This is a genomic window from Streptomyces sp. Ac-502 (assembly GCF_045222935.1).
GTDB classification, from domain to species: Bacteria; Actinomycetota; Actinomycetes; order Streptomycetales; family Streptomycetaceae; genus Streptomyces; species Streptomyces monomycini.
This window is the reverse complement of record NZ_JBHFFO010000001.1, coordinates 6,645,224-6,665,227: the sequence shown is the minus strand read 5'-3', so window position 1 is coordinate 6,665,227 and position 20,004 is coordinate 6,645,224. Positions and strand designations below refer to the sequence as shown.

At 71.2% G+C, this 20,004-nt stretch carries 15 protein-coding genes and 3 pseudogenes; 6 read left to right on the top strand and 12 right to left on the bottom strand.

The features are described 5' to 3' along the window. Positions 1–19 precede the first annotated feature (19 nt). From ACEXOX_RS30505 to ACEXOX_RS30490, 4 genes are all read right to left on the bottom strand, one after another. Positions 20–553, bottom strand: a complete 534-nt coding sequence (locus tag ACEXOX_RS30505; protein WP_406524296.1) for a hypothetical protein — start codon at positions 551–553, stop codon at positions 20–22. Further along, the gene (locus tag ACEXOX_RS30500) at positions 499–1,404 is read right to left on the bottom strand and encodes a P-loop NTPase (protein WP_406524295.1); all 906 of its coding nucleotides are present in this window, start codon (positions 1,402–1,404) and stop codon (positions 499–501) included. The genes ACEXOX_RS30505 and ACEXOX_RS30500 overlap by 55 nt, the downstream gene beginning before the upstream one ends. A 13-nt stretch (positions 1,405–1,417) precedes the next feature. Further along, on the bottom strand, positions 1,418–2,140 hold the full coding sequence (cpaB, locus tag ACEXOX_RS30495; protein WP_406524294.1) for a Flp pilus assembly protein CpaB: 723 nt from the start codon (positions 2,138–2,140) through the stop codon (positions 1,418–1,420). A gap of 181 nt (positions 2,141–2,321) precedes the next feature. Then, positions 2,322–3,353, bottom strand: a complete 1,032-nt coding sequence (locus ACEXOX_RS30490; RefSeq protein WP_406524293.1) for a hypothetical protein — start codon at positions 3,351–3,353, stop codon at positions 2,322–2,324. Positions 3,354–3,677: 324 nt separating this feature from the next. On the opposite strand from ACEXOX_RS30490, the gene ACEXOX_RS30485 reads away from it, so the two are divergent. Next, a complete protein-coding gene (locus ACEXOX_RS30485) occupies positions 3,678–4,715 on the top strand; it encodes a chitinase (protein WP_406524292.1) in 1,038 nt (345 codons plus the stop codon). A gap of 149 nt (positions 4,716–4,864) precedes the next feature. Here the strand turns inward: ACEXOX_RS30485 and ACEXOX_RS30480 are convergent, their stop codons facing one another. Further along, complete coding sequence (locus tag ACEXOX_RS30480) at positions 4,865–5,794, bottom strand: serine protease (protein WP_406524291.1); 930 nt, start codon at positions 5,792–5,794, stop codon at positions 4,865–4,867. Positions 5,795–5,998: 204 nt separating this feature from the next. On the opposite strand from ACEXOX_RS30480, the pseudogene ACEXOX_RS30475 reads away from it, so the two are divergent. Further along, positions 5,999–7,350: pseudogene (locus tag ACEXOX_RS30475) on the top strand (M14 family metallopeptidase). A 48-nt stretch (positions 7,351–7,398) separates the two neighbouring features. Here the strand turns inward: ACEXOX_RS30475 and ACEXOX_RS30470 are convergent. Both ACEXOX_RS30470 and ACEXOX_RS30465 read right to left on the bottom strand, forming a co-directional pair. Continuing rightward, entirely contained in the window at positions 7,399–7,965 is a 567-nt protein-coding gene (locus ACEXOX_RS30470) for a class IV adenylate cyclase (protein WP_406524290.1), read from the bottom strand. Between the two features lie 17 nt (positions 7,966–7,982). After that, on the bottom strand, positions 7,983–8,831 hold the full coding sequence (locus tag ACEXOX_RS30465; protein WP_406524289.1) for a helix-turn-helix domain-containing protein: 849 nt from the start codon (positions 8,829–8,831) through the stop codon (positions 7,983–7,985). 98 nt (positions 8,832–8,929) lie between these two features. Here ACEXOX_RS30465 and ACEXOX_RS30460 point away from each other — a divergent pair, with 98 nt between their 5' ends. Continuing rightward, the gene (locus ACEXOX_RS30460) at positions 8,930–9,325 is read left to right on the top strand and encodes a recombinase family protein (protein WP_406524288.1); all 396 of its coding nucleotides are present in this window, start codon (positions 8,930–8,932) and stop codon (positions 9,323–9,325) included. Position 9,326: 1 nt separating this feature from the next. Here the strand turns inward: ACEXOX_RS30460 and ACEXOX_RS30455 are convergent. The 4 genes and pseudogenes from ACEXOX_RS30455 to ACEXOX_RS30440 form a co-directional block, all read right to left on the bottom strand. Next, positions 9,327–10,854 (bottom strand): annotated as a pseudogene (locus tag ACEXOX_RS30455) (GntP family permease). Positions 10,855–10,978: 124 nt separating this feature from the next. Beyond that, on the bottom strand, positions 10,979–11,389 hold the full coding sequence (locus ACEXOX_RS30450; RefSeq protein WP_406524287.1) for a RidA family protein: 411 nt from the start codon (positions 11,387–11,389) through the stop codon (positions 10,979–10,981). Beyond that, positions 11,386–12,168: an IclR family transcriptional regulator gene (locus ACEXOX_RS30445; RefSeq protein ID WP_030020659.1), complete on the bottom strand. Its 783-nt coding sequence runs from the start codon at positions 12,166–12,168 to the stop codon at positions 11,386–11,388. Before ACEXOX_RS30445 ends, ACEXOX_RS30450 begins: the two co-directional genes overlap by 4 nt. Further along, positions 12,165–13,217: a sugar kinase gene (locus ACEXOX_RS30440; RefSeq protein ID WP_406524286.1), complete on the bottom strand. Its 1,053-nt coding sequence runs from the start codon at positions 13,215–13,217 to the stop codon at positions 12,165–12,167. The genes ACEXOX_RS30445 and ACEXOX_RS30440 overlap by 4 nt, the downstream gene beginning before the upstream one ends. A 339-nt stretch (positions 13,218–13,556) precedes the next feature. On the opposite strand from ACEXOX_RS30440, the pseudogene ACEXOX_RS30435 reads away from it, so the two are divergent. Both ACEXOX_RS30435 and ACEXOX_RS30430 read left to right on the top strand, forming a co-directional pair. Continuing rightward, a pseudogene (locus ACEXOX_RS30435) lies at positions 13,557–14,896 on the top strand (amino acid deaminase). A 234-nt stretch (positions 14,897–15,130) separates the two neighbouring features. Beyond that, the gene (locus tag ACEXOX_RS30430; RefSeq protein WP_406524285.1) at positions 15,131–16,747 is read left to right on the top strand and encodes an amidohydrolase family protein; all 1,617 of its coding nucleotides are present in this window, start codon (positions 15,131–15,133) and stop codon (positions 16,745–16,747) included. Here ACEXOX_RS30430 and ACEXOX_RS30425 read toward each other — a convergent pair. After that, on the bottom strand, positions 16,683–18,515 hold the full coding sequence (locus ACEXOX_RS30425) for a P-loop NTPase fold protein (RefSeq protein ID WP_406524284.1): 1,833 nt from the start codon (positions 18,513–18,515) through the stop codon (positions 16,683–16,685). The genes ACEXOX_RS30430 and ACEXOX_RS30425 overlap by 65 nt on opposite strands. Before the next feature lie 199 nt (positions 18,516–18,714). Here ACEXOX_RS30425 and ACEXOX_RS30420 point away from each other — a divergent pair, with 199 nt between their 5' ends. Next, positions 18,715–19,926 carry a pyridoxal phosphate-dependent aminotransferase gene (locus ACEXOX_RS30420; RefSeq protein ID WP_030020654.1) on the top strand — a complete coding sequence of 404 codons (1,212 nt, stop codon included), beginning with the start codon at positions 18,715–18,717 and terminating at the stop codon, positions 19,924–19,926. Positions 19,927–20,004 lie beyond the last annotated feature (78 nt).

Sequence of the window (20,004 nt, the reverse complement as noted above, 5' to 3'; positions counted from 1 at the left end):
CCCGGAAGCGGCGCACCCCTCAGCCCTCCTCGTACGGGCCGGCCGGCCCGAAGGCCCCCGCGGCCCCCTGGGCGCCCGGCACCCCCGGCGCCCCCGGCTCCCCGGCGGCGGGACCGGCCGTCAGCGCCTTGCGCCGCCGGCCGCTCAGCGGCGTACGGGCGCGGTGGCTGCCCCGCCCCTGCCGTGCCGCGGCCGGCGCGTCGACCAGGCCCAGTTCCCCGGCCAGCGCCCACAGCGCCTGCCGGACCGCGGACCGGGCGTCCAGATCCTGCATCCGGCCGGCGTCGACGTACGGCTGGAGTTCCTTGAAGGCGGCCGGTACGGATGTGCGGGCTACCCGGGTGCCGGTGGCCTTGCCGACCAGCGGCGGCTGGATCTCGGTGTTGCGGGTGAGGCGGTTGACGACGGTTGTGGTGTCCTCCGCCTTGCGGATCTGGAGCCGGTCCCACAGCCGTACGAGGCGCTTGGCGGCCCGTACACAGATCACGTCCGGTGTCGTCACGAGCAGGGCGGTGTCGGAGAGCTCGACGGCGGCGGCGTTGGCGGACTGCATCTGGGAGCCGCAGTCCACCACCACCAGCTCGTAGCGCGAGCGCAGCGCCGCCAGGACCGTACGGGCGGCCCGGTCGTCCACCTCCTCGCCGCGCTCCCCTCCTCCGGCGCCAGCAGCAGGCCCAGGCCGGTGTGGTGGGCGTGCACGGCGTCCTGGAGAACGCGTACGGAGATGTCCTGGATACCGGCGAGGTCGACGATCGAACGGCGGAACTGGACGTCCAGGTAGGAGGCCACGTCGCCGGACTGGAGGTCCATGTCGACCAGCGCGACGCTGCGCCCGGCAGCGCGCGCGGCGAGCGCGAGCTGCACGGCGGTGACCGTCGTACCGACACCGCCCTTGGCGCCGGTGACGGTGACGAGCGTGCCCGCCGGGCCGAACGCTGCTTCCTGCCCGCCGCCCAGGTGCACCCGTACCCCGGCGGCCCACTGGGCCGCGGCCTGCACCCGGGCCGCCAGTTCGTCGTAGCCGAGCGGCAGGCCGATGATGCCGCGCGCGCCCGCGTCCATGGCGGCGGCGAACAGGGCCGGGCCCGCGTCGGTGGTGATCAGTACGACGCCGACGGCGGGGAAGCGCAGCGCGATGTCGCGGATCAGCTCCAGTGCGGGCACCGGGCCGATGCGCTCGTGGACGAGGACGACCTCCGGCAGTTCGTCCACCGCTGACGGCGGCCCCGGCCGGTCCGGGGAGCCGGCGGCGGCCCGGGAAATGGCCTGGTCGAGCGCGTTGAGCAGGGCGGTGGAGTCGGTGACCGGCGGCCCGGGCTCGGCGCCCGGCAACTGGCTGAGCAGCGACGACACGGCACGGGCTGCGTCGGGTTCGCCGACCGCCGGGAGGATGCGGATGGTCACCAGGGCCTCCGGGTCATTTGTCGCCGTCGAGCGTGTAGGTGCGCTCCGCGGGCGGGATGTCGGCCTCGGTGCCGGGGGCGACGAGGGCGAGCCGTACGTGGGTGGCGAAGGACTCCGCGTAGGCGACGCGCTGGGCGTCCTGGGTGCTCAGCGCGAAGGTGATCGGTACGGCGTCGGTGGCGCGGCGGGTGCTGGAGGAACGGGTGTCGCCGGGGTCCTTGTGCTCCAGCGGGGTGAGCTTGCCCCGGTCGATGACCTGGGCGTTCGCCACGATCACCTTGGAGACGGGCCGGTCCTGGGAGCGTTTGCCCTCGAAGGTGGCGTAGATGTTCACCCGGGCCCCGGGGTTGATCTTCCCGGCCACGCCGGTGGCCGCGTCGATCATGATGGCGATCTCCTGCTGCCCCGGCTTGAGCGCGGGGCGGTCGACGACCATGTCGTCCTGGAGGAGCGAGCCCTTGTGCAGCGGTGTCACGGCGATCTTCCCGCGGACCCGGGCCAGGTCCCTGACGGCGGTGGACGGCAGCCAGCGCTCCGGTATCTCCACCTTCTCGAACTGGCCGGGATCGAGCGTCTGGTAGGCGGCCACGTCCGCTTTCAGCCGGTACGCGGTGCGCTCGGGGCCGACCTTGGACTCCACGGTGCGTATCACCGACAGCACGCCGACGAACGCGCCGAGCGCGCAGAGGACCGACAGGAGCAGCAAGATCACTCCGCGGCGCTGGCGTGAGTTCATGGGTGCGGGACCTCGTCGGAATCGGTGCGGGCGGGGGCGGAGGCGGGAAGGGGGAGGGGGACGGTAGAGGGGGCGGGGCGGCCAGGGCCGGGCGGGTCGGTGTCCGGTGGGGCCGTCTCGCACGGGGCGGTCCGCACCGGCGGGACGGAGCCGGTACGGGACAGGGCCGGTACGGAGCGGATCAGCGTGCCCGTACGGCCGCCCGCCGCCCTGGCTCGGGCCCGGGGACCCCGCCCGGCGACACCGGCGCCAGGCCCCGTCGCCGCAGCAGGGACGAAGCGGGCGCGGCGGAGTCCTCCGGTGCCGGGCCCGGCCCGATTCCGGTGCGGGACCGCGCGGACCCGCCCGTAAGGCGCCCGGCGTCCGCCGCCGCATCCGGGGCGGCGGTCGGCGCGCAGCAGAACGCGCACCGGTCGCCGATGAGTTCGAGACCGCACCAGCGGCACTCCTCTCTCCGTACGGACGCCACGAGCTGGTAGAGCACCGAAAGATCCGGAATGGCCGCCGCGAACTCGGCGGCCTTGTGCGTGCCCCACCACACCGCCGACTCGGCGGGCAGCGGCACCTCGTACGTCCCCTGCACCTGCCACGAGCGCGCCAGGACACCGCCGACCCACTCGCCGGACAACTGGCCGCGCGCCCAGACGAGGCGGGTGGCGAAGCCGGGTGCGCGCAGGCCGGCTTCGGCGGCCCGTTCGGCGTGCCGTTCGAGGTGGACCAGCTGCGGCTCCGGGTTGGCGAGCACCGCGAAGTGCGCGCCGGGCACCCAGGAGCGCAGGTGGGAACGGAGGTCCGTCGCCACCCTGTCGAGGCGGGCGACACTGCCCAGCAGGGCGCCCGCGTGCACGTAGTGCGCCAGCAGGCGGGCGGCACAGGCGAGCAGCCCGGGGCTGAAATCGCACAGGGACAACTGCCGGAGCTGGTGGGCCAGCACGGCCAGGCCGAGCGGCGGCAGGTCCACCGGCAGGATCGCGAACCGGTCGCTCTCCAGGACCGCGCGCAGGGTGTGCAGCCGGCGGACGTGGTCCGGCGGGCAGGCGGTGGAGTAGAGCGCCACGAGGTGGCCGTGGTGCTCCAGTACCGCGCCCAGTTCGTTGAGCGCCTCGTCCAGCGGCTGGGCGTGCGGGGGCCGGACGACGACGGCGGCCGGGGTCTGCCGGTCGGTGGCGGGCAGCGCGAGATCGGCGCTGGTGACTGCAATCGCGGTCGGCACGTCGCGTCCCCCACTGCGCTGCTGGCGCTGTCGGCACTGTTGGCGCTGTCGGCACTGCTGTTGGCTCAGCACCTTATCCACGAGTTCCGCCCGGGAGAACACGTTCTGGGGTACTGGCCGCCCGTCTTGGCGTCCGCCCGCCCCCGACGGGCCCCGCCGCCCGGGGAATTCCCGGTTCCGCTCACCCCCTTGACACGCACATTGGTCTGGACCACCTTGTACGCCAGTACGACGCACCACCCGCAACATCAGCACCACAGCAGCTCAGGGGCCCCTGAACGCGCAGCAGCACCACCCTGCCCAACTCCCCCCACGGAGGCACCAGTGGTACGCGCACGATCAGGAAGAGCAGCACACACGGGATGCCCCGCACGGCGCACCGTCAGGGCCCTGGCGGGACTGGCCGCCGCGGCACTGGCCTCGGCCGGCCTCGTCGCGGCGGGCGCCCCGCCCCGCCTCACCGTCCCGCCCCGCGCCACCGCCGTACCGGAGCACGCCGTCACCGGCTACTGGCAGAACTTCGACAACGGCGCCACGGTCCAGAAGCTCAAGGACGTCCCGGACGCCTACGACATCATCGCCGTCTCCTTCGCCGAGGCGACGAGCACGCCCGGCGGCCTGGACTTCCACCTCGATCCGGCGGTCGGCTACGGTTCCGCCGACGACTTCAAGGCGGACATCAAGGCCAAGCAGGCGGCCGGCAAGTCGGTGATCATCTCGGTCGGCGGCGAGAAGGGCGCGGTGTCCGTCGGCGACGACGCCTCCGCGAAGAACTTCGCCGACTCCCTCGGCAGGCTCATGGACGAGTACGGCTTCGACGGCGTCGACATCGACCTGGAGAACGGCCTCGACTCGACCTACATGACCAAGGCGCTCAAGGCCGTACACGCCAAGCACAGCGACGTGGTCGTCACCATGGCACCGCAGACGATCGACATGCAGTCGCCGCAGAACGAGTACTTCAAGACGGCCCTGAACATCAAGGACTTCCTGACGGTCGTCAACATGCAGTACTACAACAGCGGCTCGATGAACGGCTGCGACGGCAAGGTGTACGCCCAGGGCACGGTCGACTTCCTCACCTCGCTCGCCTGTGTCCAGCTGGAGGGCGGGCTCGCCCCGTCGCAGGTCGGCATCGGCGTCCCGGCGTCGTCCCGGGCGGCGGGCGGCGGGTACGCGCCGCCGTCCGTGGTGAACGCGGCGCTGGACTGTCTGACGCAGGGCGAGAACTGCGGTTCGTTCAAGCCGTCGAAGACCTATCCGGGGCTGCGGGGCGCGATGGCCTGGTCCACGAACTGGGACGCGGCGAACGGCGACGCGTTCGCGGGCCAGGTGGGGGCGCACGTGCACGGCCTGCCGTAACCGACCGTACGTATCCGGAAGACGGCCGGCCGCGCGGTGCCCGGAGCACCGCGCGGCCGGCTCACGTCTCAAGGACTGTGCGTGTCAAGGACTGTGCGAGTCAAGGACTGTGCTGGACAAGGACTGTGCGGGCCCTCACCCTTCGGCCGTCACGGCTTCGGCAGGACGCAGCCCGCGCGCCCCAGGTCCAGCTTGTTGCCGGTCCCGAAGCACTTGGGGATGGTGTAGATCTGCTGGGCGTAGTTGATGCCCTTGCGGACGGTGACCTTGCCGTTCTCGTCGATCTCGCACGGGTTGTTCATCGTGCAGCGGCCGCCGCTCTCGTTGCCCGTGTTGTTGATCGCGGTGACCTTGCCGGTGGCGGTGTCGATGACCGGCGAGCCGGACGTACCGCCGATCGTCTTGCAGGCCGGGGTGTAGCGGACCGAGTCCTTCATCAGGTACCCGCCCTCCTTCAACCGCGGGACGAACCCGTCGATGTTGCAGGAGTACGTCTTCTTCCAGTATCCGGACACGACGGTGATACCGGCGCCCTTGGCCGGGTGGCTGGTGGCGATGTCCAGCGCCTTGATGCCGTAGCGCTGCTTTATCTGGGCGTAGGTGGAGGAAAGTTCGTAGAAGGACACGTCGGTGTCGGTCATCGTGCCGTAGACGACCTTGGTGGCGCGTACGGTGCCGAGGTTGCCGGCCGAGGCGTTCAGCACGGTGAAGCTGCGGCTGGAGGGCTGGTCGACGACGACCTCGCCCGGGTCGGGCATGCCGCTCTCCAGGCAGTGGCCGTTGGACATGACCAGGGCCGGGTCGTTGTCGGTCGAGGTGGGCATCCGGACGATCGAACCCGAGCAGTTGCTGAGCGCGACCGTACCCGCGAAGTTCACGGCCTTGGGCTTGGCCTGCGCCCCGGCCTGGGCGGTCCGCACCGGCTGGAGCCGCGGCGCCGTCACGGTCCGGGCCGCGCCCCGGTCCGCCGTGGCCGTCGCGTCCGCCGTCGTGGCGGCGCCTGCCGTGCCGGTGGCGCCCATGAGCGCCGTGGCGCTCAGGACGGCCGTGGCCAGGGCGCCGACGAGAGGTCTGTTCATGTGGGGGTCCTCTCACACTGGTGAGTCCGGCGTGACGCCGGACTTGTCGTGCGCATTGTTGGTGCGGCACAGGCCGCTGGCAAGAATCTTCCGGAAACCCGCGCGAAATTGGCGTGTTTGTGTCAACGCAAAGCATTGACCGAGCCATGCCAAGGCAAAACACTGGCGCCGTCGCCAGCCTCACACCCCCACGGAGGTCACACCATGCGACCACGGTTACGCGGCAGACGGACCACCGTCCTCACCGCGCTCGTCTCCCTCGCACTGGCCGCACCCCTCGCCGCCCGTGCGGAGGACTCCCCTCCGCAGTCCCCGTCCACCAGGACCACCGCGGCCGGCACCGCGGCGGCCGACACCGGCACACCCCGCCAGTACGAGATCACCGGCCTCGCCACCGCGGCCCAGCGCAGCGCCCTCGCCTCGACGGGCGTGTCCATCGACGAGGTGCACGGCCGCACCGTCGTCATCACCGCCGACACCGCGCAGGCCGCCCTCGTACTCAAGCTCGGCCACCGGCTGCGGGCCCTGCCCGCGCCCCCTCGGGAACCGGCGACCGGGTCAAGGACTTCCCCTCCGGCTACGGCAAGTACCACAACAACGCCGAGGCCACCGCCGAGATCAACGCGCTCGTCGCCAAGTACCCGGCCATCCTCGCCAAGCGCGTCATCGGCAAGACCTACGAGGGCCGCGACATCCTCGCCCTCAAGCTCAGCAAGAACGTCGCCCAGGACGAGAACGAACCCGAGGTCCTGTTCACCGCCCACCAGCACGCGCGCGAACACCTCACCGTCGAGATGGCCCTCTACCTGCTCAACGACTACACGTCCAAGTACGGCAGCGACCCGCGCGTCACCAAGATGCTCGACTCCCGCGAGATCTGGGTCGTCCCGGACGTGAACCCGGACGGCGGCGCCTACGACATCGCCACCGGCAACTTCCGCAGCTGGCGCAAGAACCGCCAGCCCAACAGCGGCTCCGCGAACGTCGGCACCGACCTGAACCGCAACTGGGACTACAAGTGGGGCTGCTGCGGCGGCTCCTCGGGCAGCACCGGCTCCGAGACCTACCGCGGCCGGGCCCCGGCCTCCGCGCCGGAGGTCAAGGTCGTCGCCGACTTCGTCCGCAGCCGGATCGTCGGCGGCGTCCAGCAGATCAAGACCGCCATCGACTTCCACACGTACAGCGAACTGGTCCTGTGGCCGTTCGGCTGGACCTACAACGACACCGCCCCCGGCATGACCCAGGACGACCGCGACGCCTTCGCCGCCGTCGGCAAGTCCATGGCGGCCAGCAACGGCTACACCCCCGAGCAGTCCAGCGATCTCTACATCACCGACGGCTCCATCGACGACTGGCTCTGGGGCAACCAGAAGATCTTCGGCTACACCTTCGAGATGTACCCCTCCTCGGCGGGCCAGGGCGGTTTCTACCCCCGCGACTCGGTCATCGCCCGCGAAACCTCCCGCAACCGCGACGCGGTCCTGCAACTCCTGGAGAACAGCGACTGCATGTACCGGTCGATCGGCAAGGAGGCGCAGTACTGCAAGACGGGGTGAGGTGATCCTCCTAGTGGCCGAGGGCCGTCGCACAGCGGCCCCCGGCCGTCAGGATTCCCCGGCTCGCCGGGCCCGTACGGCATCGGTGTACAACTCGGCAGTCAGATCACCTTCTCCGATGCCCAATCCAGCGAGCACCGCCCGCACGTCCCCCAGAGCGTCACACAATTCTCCTCGACCCGCCACTTTCGTCTCCAACTCGACATAGGCCCCGTCGATTTCCGGGACTCGGACGAGAGTGGCGAGCATCGGTCGCTCGTGCGCGGTGAATTCATAGTTCCGGCAGTGCTTCGCAAAGGTGATCGCCTCGATGTATCCGAGACCGTTGAGCATGGCCCGGACGGCTGCCGGATCGCCGATACCCGTCTCGTACTCCGGCTTCGACCCCGACGCTTCGTCGACCCGCGCTTCTTTGTACGTCAGCAGGGACCGCGTCCCGTCCGGTCCGTCCACTGTACGGAGCCTCAACTCCCGGTCAGCCGCCTCCAAATGCGCGCCCGGAGTGTCGAAATACGTGTCCCGATACACCTCGTCACGCCCGGCGGCCAACCGGTCCAAACGCTCCCGCATCACCGCAGGGTCGCGCACATGCGCTTTCAGTTCGGCTTCGATCACGTCCCTGCCCCCAGTCGTCATACCGTACGTTCACCGTCGGCCACGGCCGTTTCCACCATGCGCCGGAAGCCGCGGAACAATGGACCGTACGGCGTCTCCATCACCTTGTATGTCGCGGACTCGTGTCCTTCCCATCCGGAGTCGAAAGCAGACACGAACATGGTGGAGTCCAGTCGGATGATCCGCCACGTGGGCAAGGTTTTGTACCGGTACACCGCTACGTCACCGCCGTCGGCAAGTTCTCGTAGTCGCGCCTCTGCGAGTCGTACCCCGCCGGCCAATGATTGCGCCGACTCACCGATTTCGGCCGCCCGGCGTGCCAGTGCAGGTGACGCAGGGTCCAGCAGGAGAACCCGCACGCGCGGTGACGCTTCCTGCGGCCAGGGCAGGCAAGGGCGCAGTAGCGAGTCCTTCAAACCGATGAGGCCAAGTCCGCGTACGGCCAGTACGTCCCACTCCGACGCGGTACGCGCCTGCTCACGGATGTCCTGGGCCGCTGCCGACTGTGTCTGGTAGACGCGGACCACTTCGGGGTACGACACCAGGTCGAAGGCCGGGCCACCAGTACGGCGTTCCCGGCCTGGCGCCAAGCCGAGCAGGTGGCGTGCGTCATCCGGCAAGTTCAGCCCGTCGGCGATCCGCTCGAACACGTCGAGACGTACGACTTCACGGCGCCCGTTGATGACCTCGTTGACGCGTGCCTGCGTCATGCCCACTGCCATGGCGATACGGGCCTGGCTGGCGCCGCCGTACTGCTGCACGTGCCGGAACACGGCACCGATGTCCCGTGATCTCAACGCCTGGCGTACCTCCGCGTGCTGCCAGGCACAGTCCGGCAACTCGACCGGCATCATCGCCGTCGCCATCGGCGCCCCTCGTGCTCACGGTGGAATGGAAAGTCATCCCACCGTGAGATGACCGGCCGGGTATCGAGATCCGAGTCACAAAGCACGAATCTGACGGGGTGAACACAGCTACCCCGTCACCACTCGTCTTCATCTACGACCGCAACGCGACGCGATCCAGCGCCATCCTGGATCTACGTCTTTCCGGCTGCGTGAACTACGCCGACCGCCATGGCTGGCAGATCGCAGGGCTGTGGGTCGACCGAGGGGACAATGCCCTCAGCACCACCCGGCCGCAGTTCTCAGCGCTCGTCGAGTCGATGGGCGCCCAAGCAGGGCGCCGGGCCACGATCTGCCTCGTGCACCACTGGTGCAGGCTCGCTCATGACGACGCACTGCGCCGTACGCTTCAGCAGCGCGTCGCCCGGGCCCGCGGCTGTACGGCCACGACTTTCGGTGACTCCGACGAGCAGGCGCACGCGGCACTGGCGGGCCTCGGTCGTGGGAGAGGCTGAACTACACCACCAAACTCACCACCGCCGCCACCACGAACCCCACCACCGACAACACCGTCTCCAGCACCGTCCACGACTTCAGTGTGTCGCGTTCGGAGATGCCGAAGTACTTGGCGACCATCCAGAAGCCGCCGTCGTTGACGTGGGAGGCGAAGATCGAGCCGGCCGAGATGGCCATGATGATCAGGGCGAGGTGGGCCTGCGGCAGACCCTGGCCGTCCACCAGGGGGAGGACGATGCCCGCGGTCGTCACGATGGCGACGGTTGCCGAGCCCTGGGCGACGCGGAGGACGACGGAGACCAGCCAGGCGAGCAGGATGACGGGGAGGCCGACGTTGTGGAAGGTGTCGGAGAGGGCGTCGGCGACGCCGCTGCCCTTGAGGACGGCGCCGAAGATGCCGCCCGCGCCGACCACCAGCAGGATGTTGCCGACCGGCTTGAGGGAGGCGGTGGAGACGGTTTCCAGGGACTTGCGGGACCAGCCGCGGCGGATGCCGAGGAGGTAGTAGGCGAGGAGGAGGGCGATCGTCAGGGCCACGAAGGGGTTGCCGAAGAACTCGACGACCGAGCGGAGGGTGGAGGGGGCCAGGGCGATGGAGGAGAAGGTGGCGAGGAGGATGAGGACGAGGGGGTGCCGATGATGGTGAGGACGGTGCCGAGGGCGACCGGCTTCTCGTGGGGCTGGACGCCTGCCGCGGACTGTTCGGCGATCACTGCCGCGCGGGCCTCCTCCGCGGCCTCGACCATGTCCTGCGGTACGGGGACGAAGAGGCGCTTGCCGATCCACGCGGCGTAGGCCCAGGCGGCCAGGACGGCGGGGATGCCGCAGACGAGGCCCATGAGGATGATCCAGCCGAGGTCCACCTTGAACAGACCGGCGGCGGCGACCGGGCCGGGGTGCGGCGGGAGGAAGGCGTGGGTCATGGAGAGGCCGGCGAGCAGCGGCATGCAGTAGAGGAGGATCGATTTGCCGGCGGGGGTCCCCCCTGCACCAAGCTTGTCGGGTGCTTGGGGGAGCTTGGCTGCCGCGTAGACGATGGGGGCCAGGACGAAGATGCCTACGTCGAAGAAGACCGGGATGCCGAAGATCAGGCCGGTCAGGCCCATCGCCAGGGGGCGCGGCGTTCGCCGAAGAGGCCCAGCAGGCGCGCGCTCAGGACTTCCGCGCCGCCGGAGACTTCGAGAATCGCGCCGAGCATGGTGCCCAGGCCGATGATGATGGCGACGTGGCCCAGGATGCCGCCCATGCCGCTCTCGATGAGGGAGGGGAGCGATGACTTCTGGACCGTACCGAAGAGTTCGGTGACCGAGAGGCCGGCTGCCAGGCCTACGGCTATGGAGACGCCCAGCAGCGCCACGAAGGGCTGGAGGCGGACTTTGATGATGAGGAAGAGGAGAAGGAGGATTCCCAGGGCGGCCACCGTGAGGAGGCCGGGGGTGCCCGGTATGAGGGCTAGCAGGCCGCCGGTGTGGGGTGGGGTCGGTGGTGTGGCGGGGGCCGCGATAGCGGTGAGGGCAGCATGGATCATGTGACGACTCCGTTGTCGGACAGGGAAGTTCCAGGCAGGGGGACCGCGGCACGGCGCCCCGGGCGGGTGGGGCGCCGTGCCGTGCGGCGGGTTCAGCGGCGGTAACGGCAAGGGGAGGTCCTGGTCAGCCCAGTACCGCGAGGGCGTCGATCTCGATGAGGAGGCCCTTGGGGAGACCGACGTACACCGTCGTACGGGCGGCCGGCGCCTCCTTGAGGCCCTCGGCCTCGAAGTAGGCGTTGTAGATCTCGTTCATCTCGGCGAAGTGGTCGACGTCGGTGAGGTAGACGCGCATCATCATCACGTCGTCCCAGCGCGCGCCGCCCTCTTCGAGGATCGCCTTGACGTTGGCGAAGGTCTGGAGGGTCTGCTCGCGCAGGGTCGGGCCGGCCGGGGTGGGGGCCTGGCCCTCGACGGCGGGCAGGAAGCCGACCTGGCCGGCGACCTGGAGGATGTTGCCCTTCTTGACGCCGTGGGAGAACTTGGCGGGCGGGGTGGTGTGGGTGGCCGGGGTGAGGGCGGTCTTCTCGGTCATGGGCGGGCTTCCTTCTGGTCTTGCGTGTCGGGTACGCGGGTGTTTCCGGAGTACTCCCGGCTGATGGCGTCCGCGGTGCGGCGTACCAGCGGGAGCAGGGTGAGGAGTTCCTCGGCCGTGACGACGACGTTCGGCGCGGAGACCGACATGGCGGCGACGAGCCGGCCGTCCGCGCCGCGGACGGGGGCCCCGACGCAGTTGATGGACTCCTCATGGCCACCGAGGTCGGTGGCCCAGCCCTGTTCGCGCACCTTGGCCAGCTCGGCCAGGAAGGCCTGGGCGTGGGGTGTCGAACGGGACGTGTAGAGGGGGTAGTCGAGCTTTTCGGCGAGCGCGCGGCGCTCGGGTTCGGGCAGGTCGGCGAGGAGCAGCTTGGCGACGGCGGCGACGGTGATGGCGACGGGTTTGCCGATGCGCGAGTACATCCGTACCGGGTAGCGGCTCTCGACCTTGTCGATGTAGAGGACCTCGTTCTCCTCGTACACCGCGAGGTGCACCGTGTGTCCGCACTTCTCGTTCAGTTCGACGAGGTGCGGATGGGCGATCTCGCGGACGTCGAGGTTCTCCACGGCTTGCTGGGCGAGGGCGAAGAGCCGGGCGCCGAGGCGGTAGCGCTGGTCGCTCTGGCGGTAGACCATGCCGTGCTCGTGGAGCGTGCGCAGCAGGCGCAGGGCGGTGGACTTGTGCACGCCGAGCCGGCCCGCCACCTGTTCGAGGTTGGCCGGGCCTTCCGCCAGCAGGGGCAGGATGCTCAGTGCGCGGTCGACTGTCTGACTCATGGGGTACGGACCTCCACCCGTGGGTTGTGCACCCCGTGGCTGGTGGTGCCGCTGCTGCGGTCAGTGGGTGCGTCACCGTCGGTGGTCCAGCCGGGGCCGAGTCGCAGTCTCCCCCAGGCGGCGGGGTCGAGGCCCGCAAGGTGGTCGGCGAGGTCGCGGGACGGGGGTGTGCCGAGGTCGCCGGGGACGGTGAGGGAGGCGGCGGCCATCAGGTGGCCGTGCCGGAGGCGGGTGAAGACGGGCAGGTCGCGGAGGGTGGCGGAGAGGAATCCGGCGGCGAAGGCGTCGCCCGCGCCGACGGGGGCGACGACGTCGACGGCGAGGGCGGGCGCGGTGGTGACCGTGTCGCTGCCGTCGGCCTGGCGGGCGTACGCGGTGGCTCCGTCGGCGCCCTGTTTGACGACGAGGACGGCGGGCTCGGGGAGGGCGTCGCGTACGGCGTCGGGTCCGTGCAGGTCCCAGGCGGCCGCGGCCTCGTCCTCGCCGACGAAGACCAGGTCGCAGTGGCGGGCGAGGTCGAGGAGGAGTCCGGGGCCGCGTACGGTGCGGTCGCGCCAGAGGCCGACGCGGTAGTTCACGTCGAAGGAGACGAGGGGCCGGCCGGGGGCCGGGGCGGTGAGGGTGCGCAGCACGTCGAGGCAGCTGTCGGAGAGGGCTGCCGTGATGCCGGTGAGGTGCAGGACGCGGGTGTCGTGGAGGGCGTCGGCGTCGAGCAGTTCGGGGGACATGGCGGAGGCGGCGGACCCGGCGCGGTAGTACGCCACCTCGGCCTCGCCCGCCTCGGTCTCCGTACCGGTGGCGCGTTCGCCGGCGGTACGGAAGTAGACGCCGGTGGGGCGGGCCGGGTCGCGCTGGACGTGGGAGACGTCCACGCCGCAGGCGGCGACGGCGTCGCGGACGTGGTCGCCGAAGGCGTCGGCGCCGAGGCGGGAGATCCAGCGGGTGCGGTGGCCGGTACGGGCGAGGGCGCAGGCGACGTTGGACTCGGCGCCGCCGATGCCACGCTCGAAGGAGGATACGTCGGCGAGTCGCCCGGGCCCGGTGGGCATGAAGGTGACCATGGTTTCGCCGAGGCAGACGACATCGACGGCGCCGGCTCGCGGCCGGGCGGGCGGCGGGCCGTCCGTGGTCCCGTCGCGGGCGGGGGCGGGCCGTCCGTCGCGTCGTCGCGGGCGGGCGCGCTGCCGTCCGCCGCGTCGTTGCCGCCGGCGCTGACGTTGCTGGACGTGGTCACGATTACCTGCACTCCTTTGCGTACGGGCCGTGTTGAGCCGTTCCGCGACGTGTTACGCACCATTGACCCGGCGATGGCTCGGATGTTAGACAGCAGTAAGCGATATGCGCAATGGGTGTTGCACAGAGTGCAACAAGAACTTGAGGAGGCCCCCATGGCCGCCGCGCCCCACGCCGACCGCAGCGCCACCGGCGCCGCACCCGGCGCCGACGCAGCCACCGCCGAGCGGCGTGCGACGACCCTCGCGGACGAGCGGGTCGACCACCGCTTCAAGGGGCTTCCCCGGATGCCGAGGGCCGTACCGTCGGCGAGCTGGCGGCCGACCGCCGGAACCTGTTCACCGGCGGCTTCACCACCCCCGTCCTCGCCCTGTCCGCCGAGTCGCTGGAACACAACCTGGCGCTGATGGAGACCTACGCCGACCGGCACGGCCTGGCCTTCGCCCCGCACGGCAAGACCTCGATGGCCCCGCAGCTCTTCGCCCGCCAGCTCGCGCACGGCGCCTGGGGCATCACCGCCGCCGTCCCCCACCAGGCCCGCGTCTACCGCGCCTACGGCATCCAGCGGATCTTCCTCGCCAACGAGGTCGTCGACGCCGCCGCGCTGCGCTGGCTCGCCGCCGAACTGGACGCCGACCCCGGCTTCCACTGCGTCTGCTACGTCGACTCGCTGCGCGGCATCGAGCTGATGGACGCCGCCCTGCGCGCGGCGGGCGCCACCCGCCCGGTGGACGTGGTCATCGAGCTGGCCGCGGGCGAGGGCGCCCGTACCGGCGTGCGGACCGACGAGGAGTGCGTCGAACTGGCCGACGCCGTGGCGGGGGTGGACACCCTGCGCCTGGCCGGCGTCGCCGGGTACGAGGGCGAGGTGCCCGACGCGACGCACGAGCGGGTGACCGCCTGGCTGCGCCGCCTCCTCGCGCTCACCGTCGCCTTCGACCGTTCCGGGCGCTTCGCCGACCTGGACGAGATCGTGCTCAGCGCGGGCGGCAGCGCCTGGTTCGACGCGGTCGCCGAGGTCTTCGACGAGGCGCCCGAGCTGTCCCGGCCGCTGCTGAAGCTGCTGCGCTCCGGCGCGTACGTCTCGCACGACGACGGCCACTACCGCCGCCTGACCCCGTTCAACCGGGTCCCGGACGAGGGCGCCCTGCAGTCCGCCTTCCGGCTCTGGTCCCAGGTCGTCTCCCGCCCGACGCCGGAGCAGGCGTTCCTGAACGCGGGCAAGCGCGACGCGGCGTACGACCTCGACCTGCCGCAGGCCCAGGTCGTACGCTCCGGCCGGGACGGTTCCGTACGGCCCGCGGACGGCGTCACCGTCACCAAGCTGTCCGACCAGCACGCCTGGGTCAGCACGGAGCGGGCCGGTGACCTGGAGGTCGGCGACTGGGTCGGGCTGGGCCTGTCGCACCCGTGCACGATCTTCGACAAGTGGCAGCTGATCCCGGTGGCCGAGGCGGACGGCACGGTCGTGGACTACGTCCGGACGTTCTTCTGACGGAACCCGTACGACGGCCCTCCCCTGAAGGCCGCGAGACTTCGGCGCGGGGCACCACCCCCGAGTCCCGTGCCGAACACCGGGGGCACCCCCGCCCCCGGCCGGCGCGTCCCACCCCGGGGCGCGCCCGGGTCCCGCTCCGGCTCATCCCCCCGACGCCGGAGCGGGGCCCGTACGCCATGGCCGCGCGGCGCGGCCCGGCTCGAAGCCTTCGACAGGAAAGGCAGTTCGGTTATGGACACCGTGGTCCGCGACGTACGCGTCATCGACGGCACCGGCACCCCCTCCTACCGGGCGGACGTCGCCCTCGACGGCGGCCGGATCGCCGAGATCCGCCGGGAGACGGACTCCGGTCCGCGGCCCGGCGCCGCCCGGGTGGTGGACGGCGCGGGCCTGGCCCTCTCCCCCGGCTTCATCGACATGCACGCGCACAGCGACCTGGCGCTGCTGCGCGACCCGTCGCACGAGGCGAAGGCGGCGCAGGGCGTCACCCTCGAAGTGATCGGGCAGGACGGCCTGTCGTACGCGCCGGTCGACGACCGTACGCTCGCCGAGGTCCGCGCCCAGATCACCGGCTGGAACGGGGACGGCTCGGACATCGACTTCAGCTGGCGCACGGTCGGCGAGTACCTGGACCGCCTCGACCACAGCTTCGACGGCCAGGGCATCGCCGTCAACGCGGCGTACCTGATCCCGCAGGGCACGGTCCGGATGCTCGCCCTCGGCTGGGACGACCGCCCGGCCACGCCCGACGAGATCGCCCGGATGCGGCAGCTCGTCGCCGAGGGCCTGGAGCAGGGCGCCGTCGGCCTGTCCTCCGGCCTCACCTACACCCCCGGCATGTACGCGGACGACGCCGAACTCACCGAGCTGTGCCGGGTCGTGGCCCGCTACGGCGGCTACTACTGCCCGCACCACCGCTCGTACGGAGCGGGCGCGCTGGGCGCGTACGAGGAGATGGTCGGCCTGACCCGCCAGGCGGGCTGCGCCCTGCACCTCGCCCACGCCACCATGAACTTCGGCGTGAACAAGGGCCGCGCGCCCGAACTCCTCGCCCTCCTGGACCGAGCCCTGGAGTCCGGCGCCGACATCACCCTCGACACCTACCCGTACACGCCCGGCTGCACGACCCTGGTCGCCATGCTGCCGAGCTGGGCGAGCGAGGGCGGCCCCGACGCGATCATGGAACGGCTGCGGGACGACGCGGCGGCCGAGCGCATCCGGCACGTCATGGAGGTGGAGGGCGCGGACGGCTGCCACGGCGTGCCGATCGCGTGGGACACCATCGAGATCTCCGGCGTCTCGCACCCGGAGCTGGCGGGGTACGTCGGCCGGACGGTGGCCGAGTCGGCGCGGGAGCGCGGCGAGGAGCCGTGGACGACGGCCCGGCGGCTGCTGGTCGAGGACCGGCTCGGCCCGACGATCCTCCAGCACGTCGGCCACGAGGAGAACGTCCGCGCGATCATGCGCCACCGGGTGCACACCGGGGGCAGCGACGGCATCCTCCAGGGCCACAAGCCGCACCCGCGGGCGTACGGCACGTTCCCGAAGTACCTGGGGACGTACGTACGGGAGCTGGGCGTGCTGTCGCTGGAGGAGTGCGTCGCACATCTGACCTCGCGCGCCGCCGCCCGGCTGCGGCTGCCCGACCGCGGCCTGGTCCGCGAGGGTTACCGCGCCGACCTGGTGCTCTTCGACCCGGAGACGGTCGGCGCCGGGTCCACCTTCGAGACGCCGCGGGTCCTGCCGACGGGCATTCCGCACGTGCTGATCGACGGGCGGTTCGTCATCGAGGACGGTCGGCGGACGGATGTGCTGGCGGGGCGGGCGGTGCGGCGAGCGCGCGTCTGACCAGGCGTATCAGCTCGTCGCCGTCGGCTGCCACGCCCAGTGCGCCGAGGTGTTCGGCGGTGCCCAGGCGTACGGGGGTGACCCGGCCCGCGTAGAAGACGACCGGGCCGGTGTACCGCTCGTCCCTGCGCAGCGCCTCCACGTGGGTGAATCCGGCCCTGCCGTCCGAGCCCCGGGCGATGTCGGAGATGATCAGGGACGGCGTCCGGGCGGCGATGGCGGCGTCGGCGGACCGGGAGTCGACGGCGGTCTCCACCGTCGCTCCCTGCTCCCGGAGCCAGACGGCCAGGCCGGTGTTGTTCTCGGGGTGGTCGTCCACCCAGAGGATGGTGTGGCCGACGAGGGTCCCGGCGGGGCGCGGGAAGCGGTCACCGGGCCTGGTGACCACGCCGGTCGGCGCGTCCGGTATCACCCCGCCGGTGATGTCCGGCACCTCCCGCTGCGGCAGCGTCACCAGCGCCCGCGCGCCCTCCCGCAGCCTGCGCACCAGTTCCTCGGAGCGGGGCAGGGCGAGCAGCCCGTCGAGCAGCGAGTTGAACGCGGAGTCGGTGACCATACCTGGGAAGACGGTGGGCAGTTCGCTCTCCAAGCTCTCCAGCGCCGCGCGCCAGTTGCCCGGACCGTGCACGATGTCCCGGGGCTCCAGAAAGGTTTCGACCAGCCGCTTTTCTTCGTCGGTCCAGTCTGCCGACGTCCGCTCCCGCCGGTACGTACAGAAGTCCGCGATCACATCCCCGCTGTCGGCCCCCGGCGGGCTGGTCATCATCCAGTAGAAGTCGGCGTAGAAGTACTGGATCAGTAACGTACGGAGGACGGCCTCCGGCGGGTGGTCCGCCCACATCGGGTTGAGGGTGGCCTCCAGGACGAAGCCGTTGACCAGCCGTTTGATGCGGCGCGGGTTGCGGGCCGAGCGTTCGGCGAGCAGTTCGACCAGGGGCGCGTCGAGCAGCCGCTCGATACCGGCGGTGCGCGCGCACCACCCGATGTACTCCTGCACGCCCTGGCCGTCGGCCACCGGGATGCGGTAGCTGGTCTGGAAGATCTTCTCCATGAAGGCGGCACCGGCCGGGGTCAGGTCGCGCAGCAGGCCGCTCGGCCCCATCGCCGAACGGTCACAGCCGATGACGAACGCCAGCCCCGGCACGTCCAGATAGACCTTGACCGCCTCGCACACCGCGAGCACCGTCTCCTCGGAGCAGCGGTCCAGATCGTCGATGAAGACGACGAGCATCCGGCGCGGTGAGTAGTCCGCGGTCTCGGCCCACTCCTGGGCCAGATCGCGGATCGCGTCGCGCATCTCGTTGCGCGCCTGGGAGTTGACGGACAGGTTGCTCCACAGCTCGTCGACCAGCCCGGCGGCGCCCAGCGGCCCGGCCACGAGAGCTGCCAGCGCGCGCAGGGCCCGCAGCAGGGCCCGCTGTTCGGAGACCCGGTGCAGCGCCCGCCGCAGCAGCCTGCGGTCGAAGCGCATCAGCACCGACTTGATGAGCCCTTCCAGGGCGTCGGCGCCGGACGAGGTCCAGGCGTTGTACCAGACGGTGTGCACCTCGGGCGCGTTCGCCAGCTCGCCGCGCACCAGCTGCATCAGGCTGCTCTTGCCCATCCCCCACCCGGCGTCGACGGCGAGGGTGAACGGGGTGGAGGCCCGGGAGGCGACCAGCAGGCCCGCGAGCTGCCGGGCGGCCTGCCCCGCGCCGAGCAGGTCGGTGCCGGCGGTGTCCACCGGCTCGTCGTTGAGCAGAGCGAGCCGTCGCTCCGATGACACCATGCCGCCGCCCCCATGATCGTCCGATCACCGCCCCGGAGCGTACCGCCGGTGCGCCGGGCGCGGGGGCCGTTCGCGCACGCCCCCGCCGGCACTCGGGGCGCCGCTCCGTCACGGCGGGTGAGCAACCCCACACCACCGGGCGTCCAGGGTGAACCAAAACACCAGGCGGGGGGTGTTACGCGCCCGTATGGTGGCTGGCATGCAGGTGATCCAGTCAACGAAGCTCGCCAACGTCTGCTACGAGATCCGGGGCCCGGTCCTTGAGGAGGCGATGCGGCTCGAAGCAGCGGGACACCGCATCCTCAAGCTCAACACCGGCAATCCGGCGGCGTTCGGATTCGAGTGCCCGCCGGAAATCCTGGAGGACATCCTCCGTACGGTCGGCACCGCCCACGGCTACGGCGACGCGAAGGGGCTGCTCTCCGCCCGGCGCGCGGTGATGCAGCACTACCAGACCAAGGGCATCGAGCTGTCGGTCGACGACGTCTACCTCGGCAACGGCGTCTCCGAGCTGATCCAGATGTCGATGCAGGCGCTGCTGGACGACGGCGACGAGGTGCTCGTACCGGCCCCGGACTACCCGCTGTGGACCGCCTCGGTCTCGCTGTCCGGCGGTACGGCGGTGCACTACCGCTGCGACGAGCAGGCGGACTGGATGCCGGACCTCGCCGACATCGAGCGCAAGGTCACCGACCGCACCAAGGCCATCGTCGTCATCAACCCGAACAACCCGACGGGCGCGGTGTACGACGACGAGCTGCTGCGCGGCATCGCCGAGATCGCCCGCCGGCACAACCTGATCGTCTGTGCCGACGAGATCTACGACAAGATCCTCTACGACGGCGTCACCCACACCCCGTTCGCCTCGCTCGCGCCCGACCTGCTGACCCTGACGTTCAACGGGCTCTCCAAGTCCTACCGGGTGGCGGGCTACCGCAGCGGCTGGATGGCGGTCTGCGGCCCGAAGGCGCACGCGGCCTCGTACATCGAGGGGCTGACGATCCTCGCCAACATGCGGCTGTGCGCCAACATGCCCGCGCAGCACGCCGTGGCCACCGCCCTCGGCGGGCACCAGTCGATCAACGACCTGGTGCTGCCGGGCGGGCGCCTGCTGGAGCAGCGGGACACCGCGTACGACCTGCTCACCCAGATCCCGGGCATCACCTGCACCAAGCCGAAGGGCGCGCTGTACGCCTTCCCGCGGCTGGACCCGAAGGTCTACAAGATCAAGGACGACCGGCAGATGGTGCTGGACCTGCTGCGCGCCGAGAAGATCATGATCGTGCACGGTACGGGCTTCAACTGGCCGGAGCCGGACCACTTCCGCCTGGTCACGCTGCCGAACAAGGACGATCTGACGGACGCGGTGACCCGGATCGGCAGGTTCCTGGACGGGTACGGGCAGTACTGAGCGGGGCCCGGCCGGGAGTCGGCCGGGGCCCAGGCGGAGCCCGGCCAGGGGGCACGCCTCGCCTCCGGCGAATGTCAC

Bases quoted from the DNA above. Each gene is read 5' to 3' on its own strand.
- ACEXOX_RS30505 (WP_406524296.1), bottom strand. From the start codon at position 553: ATGCAGTCCGCCAACGCCGCCGCCGTCGAGCTCTCCGACACCGCCCTG.
- cpaB (WP_406524294.1), bottom strand. From the start codon at position 2,140: ATGAACTCACGCCAGCGCCGCGGAGTGATCTTGCTGCTCCTGTCGGTC.
- ACEXOX_RS30480 (WP_406524291.1), bottom strand. From the start codon at position 5,794: ATGAACAGACCTCTCGTCGGCGCCCTGGCCACGGCCGTCCTGAGCGCC.
- ACEXOX_RS30465 (WP_406524289.1), bottom strand. From the start codon at position 8,831: ATGGCGACGGCGATGATGCCGGTCGAGTTGCCGGACTGTGCCTGGCAG.
- ACEXOX_RS30450 (WP_406524287.1), bottom strand. From the start codon at position 11,389: ATGACCGAGAAGACCGCCCTCACCCCGGCCACCCACACCACCCCGCCC.
- ACEXOX_RS30445 (WP_030020659.1), bottom strand. From the start codon at position 12,168: ATGAGTCAGACAGTCGACCGCGCACTGAGCATCCTGCCCCTGCTGGCG.
- ACEXOX_RS30440 (WP_406524286.1), bottom strand. From the start codon at position 13,217: ATGCCCACCGGGCCCGGGCGACTCGCCGACGTATCCTCCTTCGAGCGT.
- ACEXOX_RS30430 (WP_406524285.1), top strand. From the start codon at position 15,131: ATGGACACCGTGGTCCGCGACGTACGCGTCATCGACGGCACCGGCACC.
- ACEXOX_RS30425 (WP_406524284.1), bottom strand. From the start codon at position 18,515: ATGGTGTCATCGGAGCGACGGCTCGCTCTGCTCAACGACGAGCCGGTG.
- ACEXOX_RS30420 (WP_030020654.1), top strand. From the start codon at position 18,715: ATGCAGGTGATCCAGTCAACGAAGCTCGCCAACGTCTGCTACGAGATC.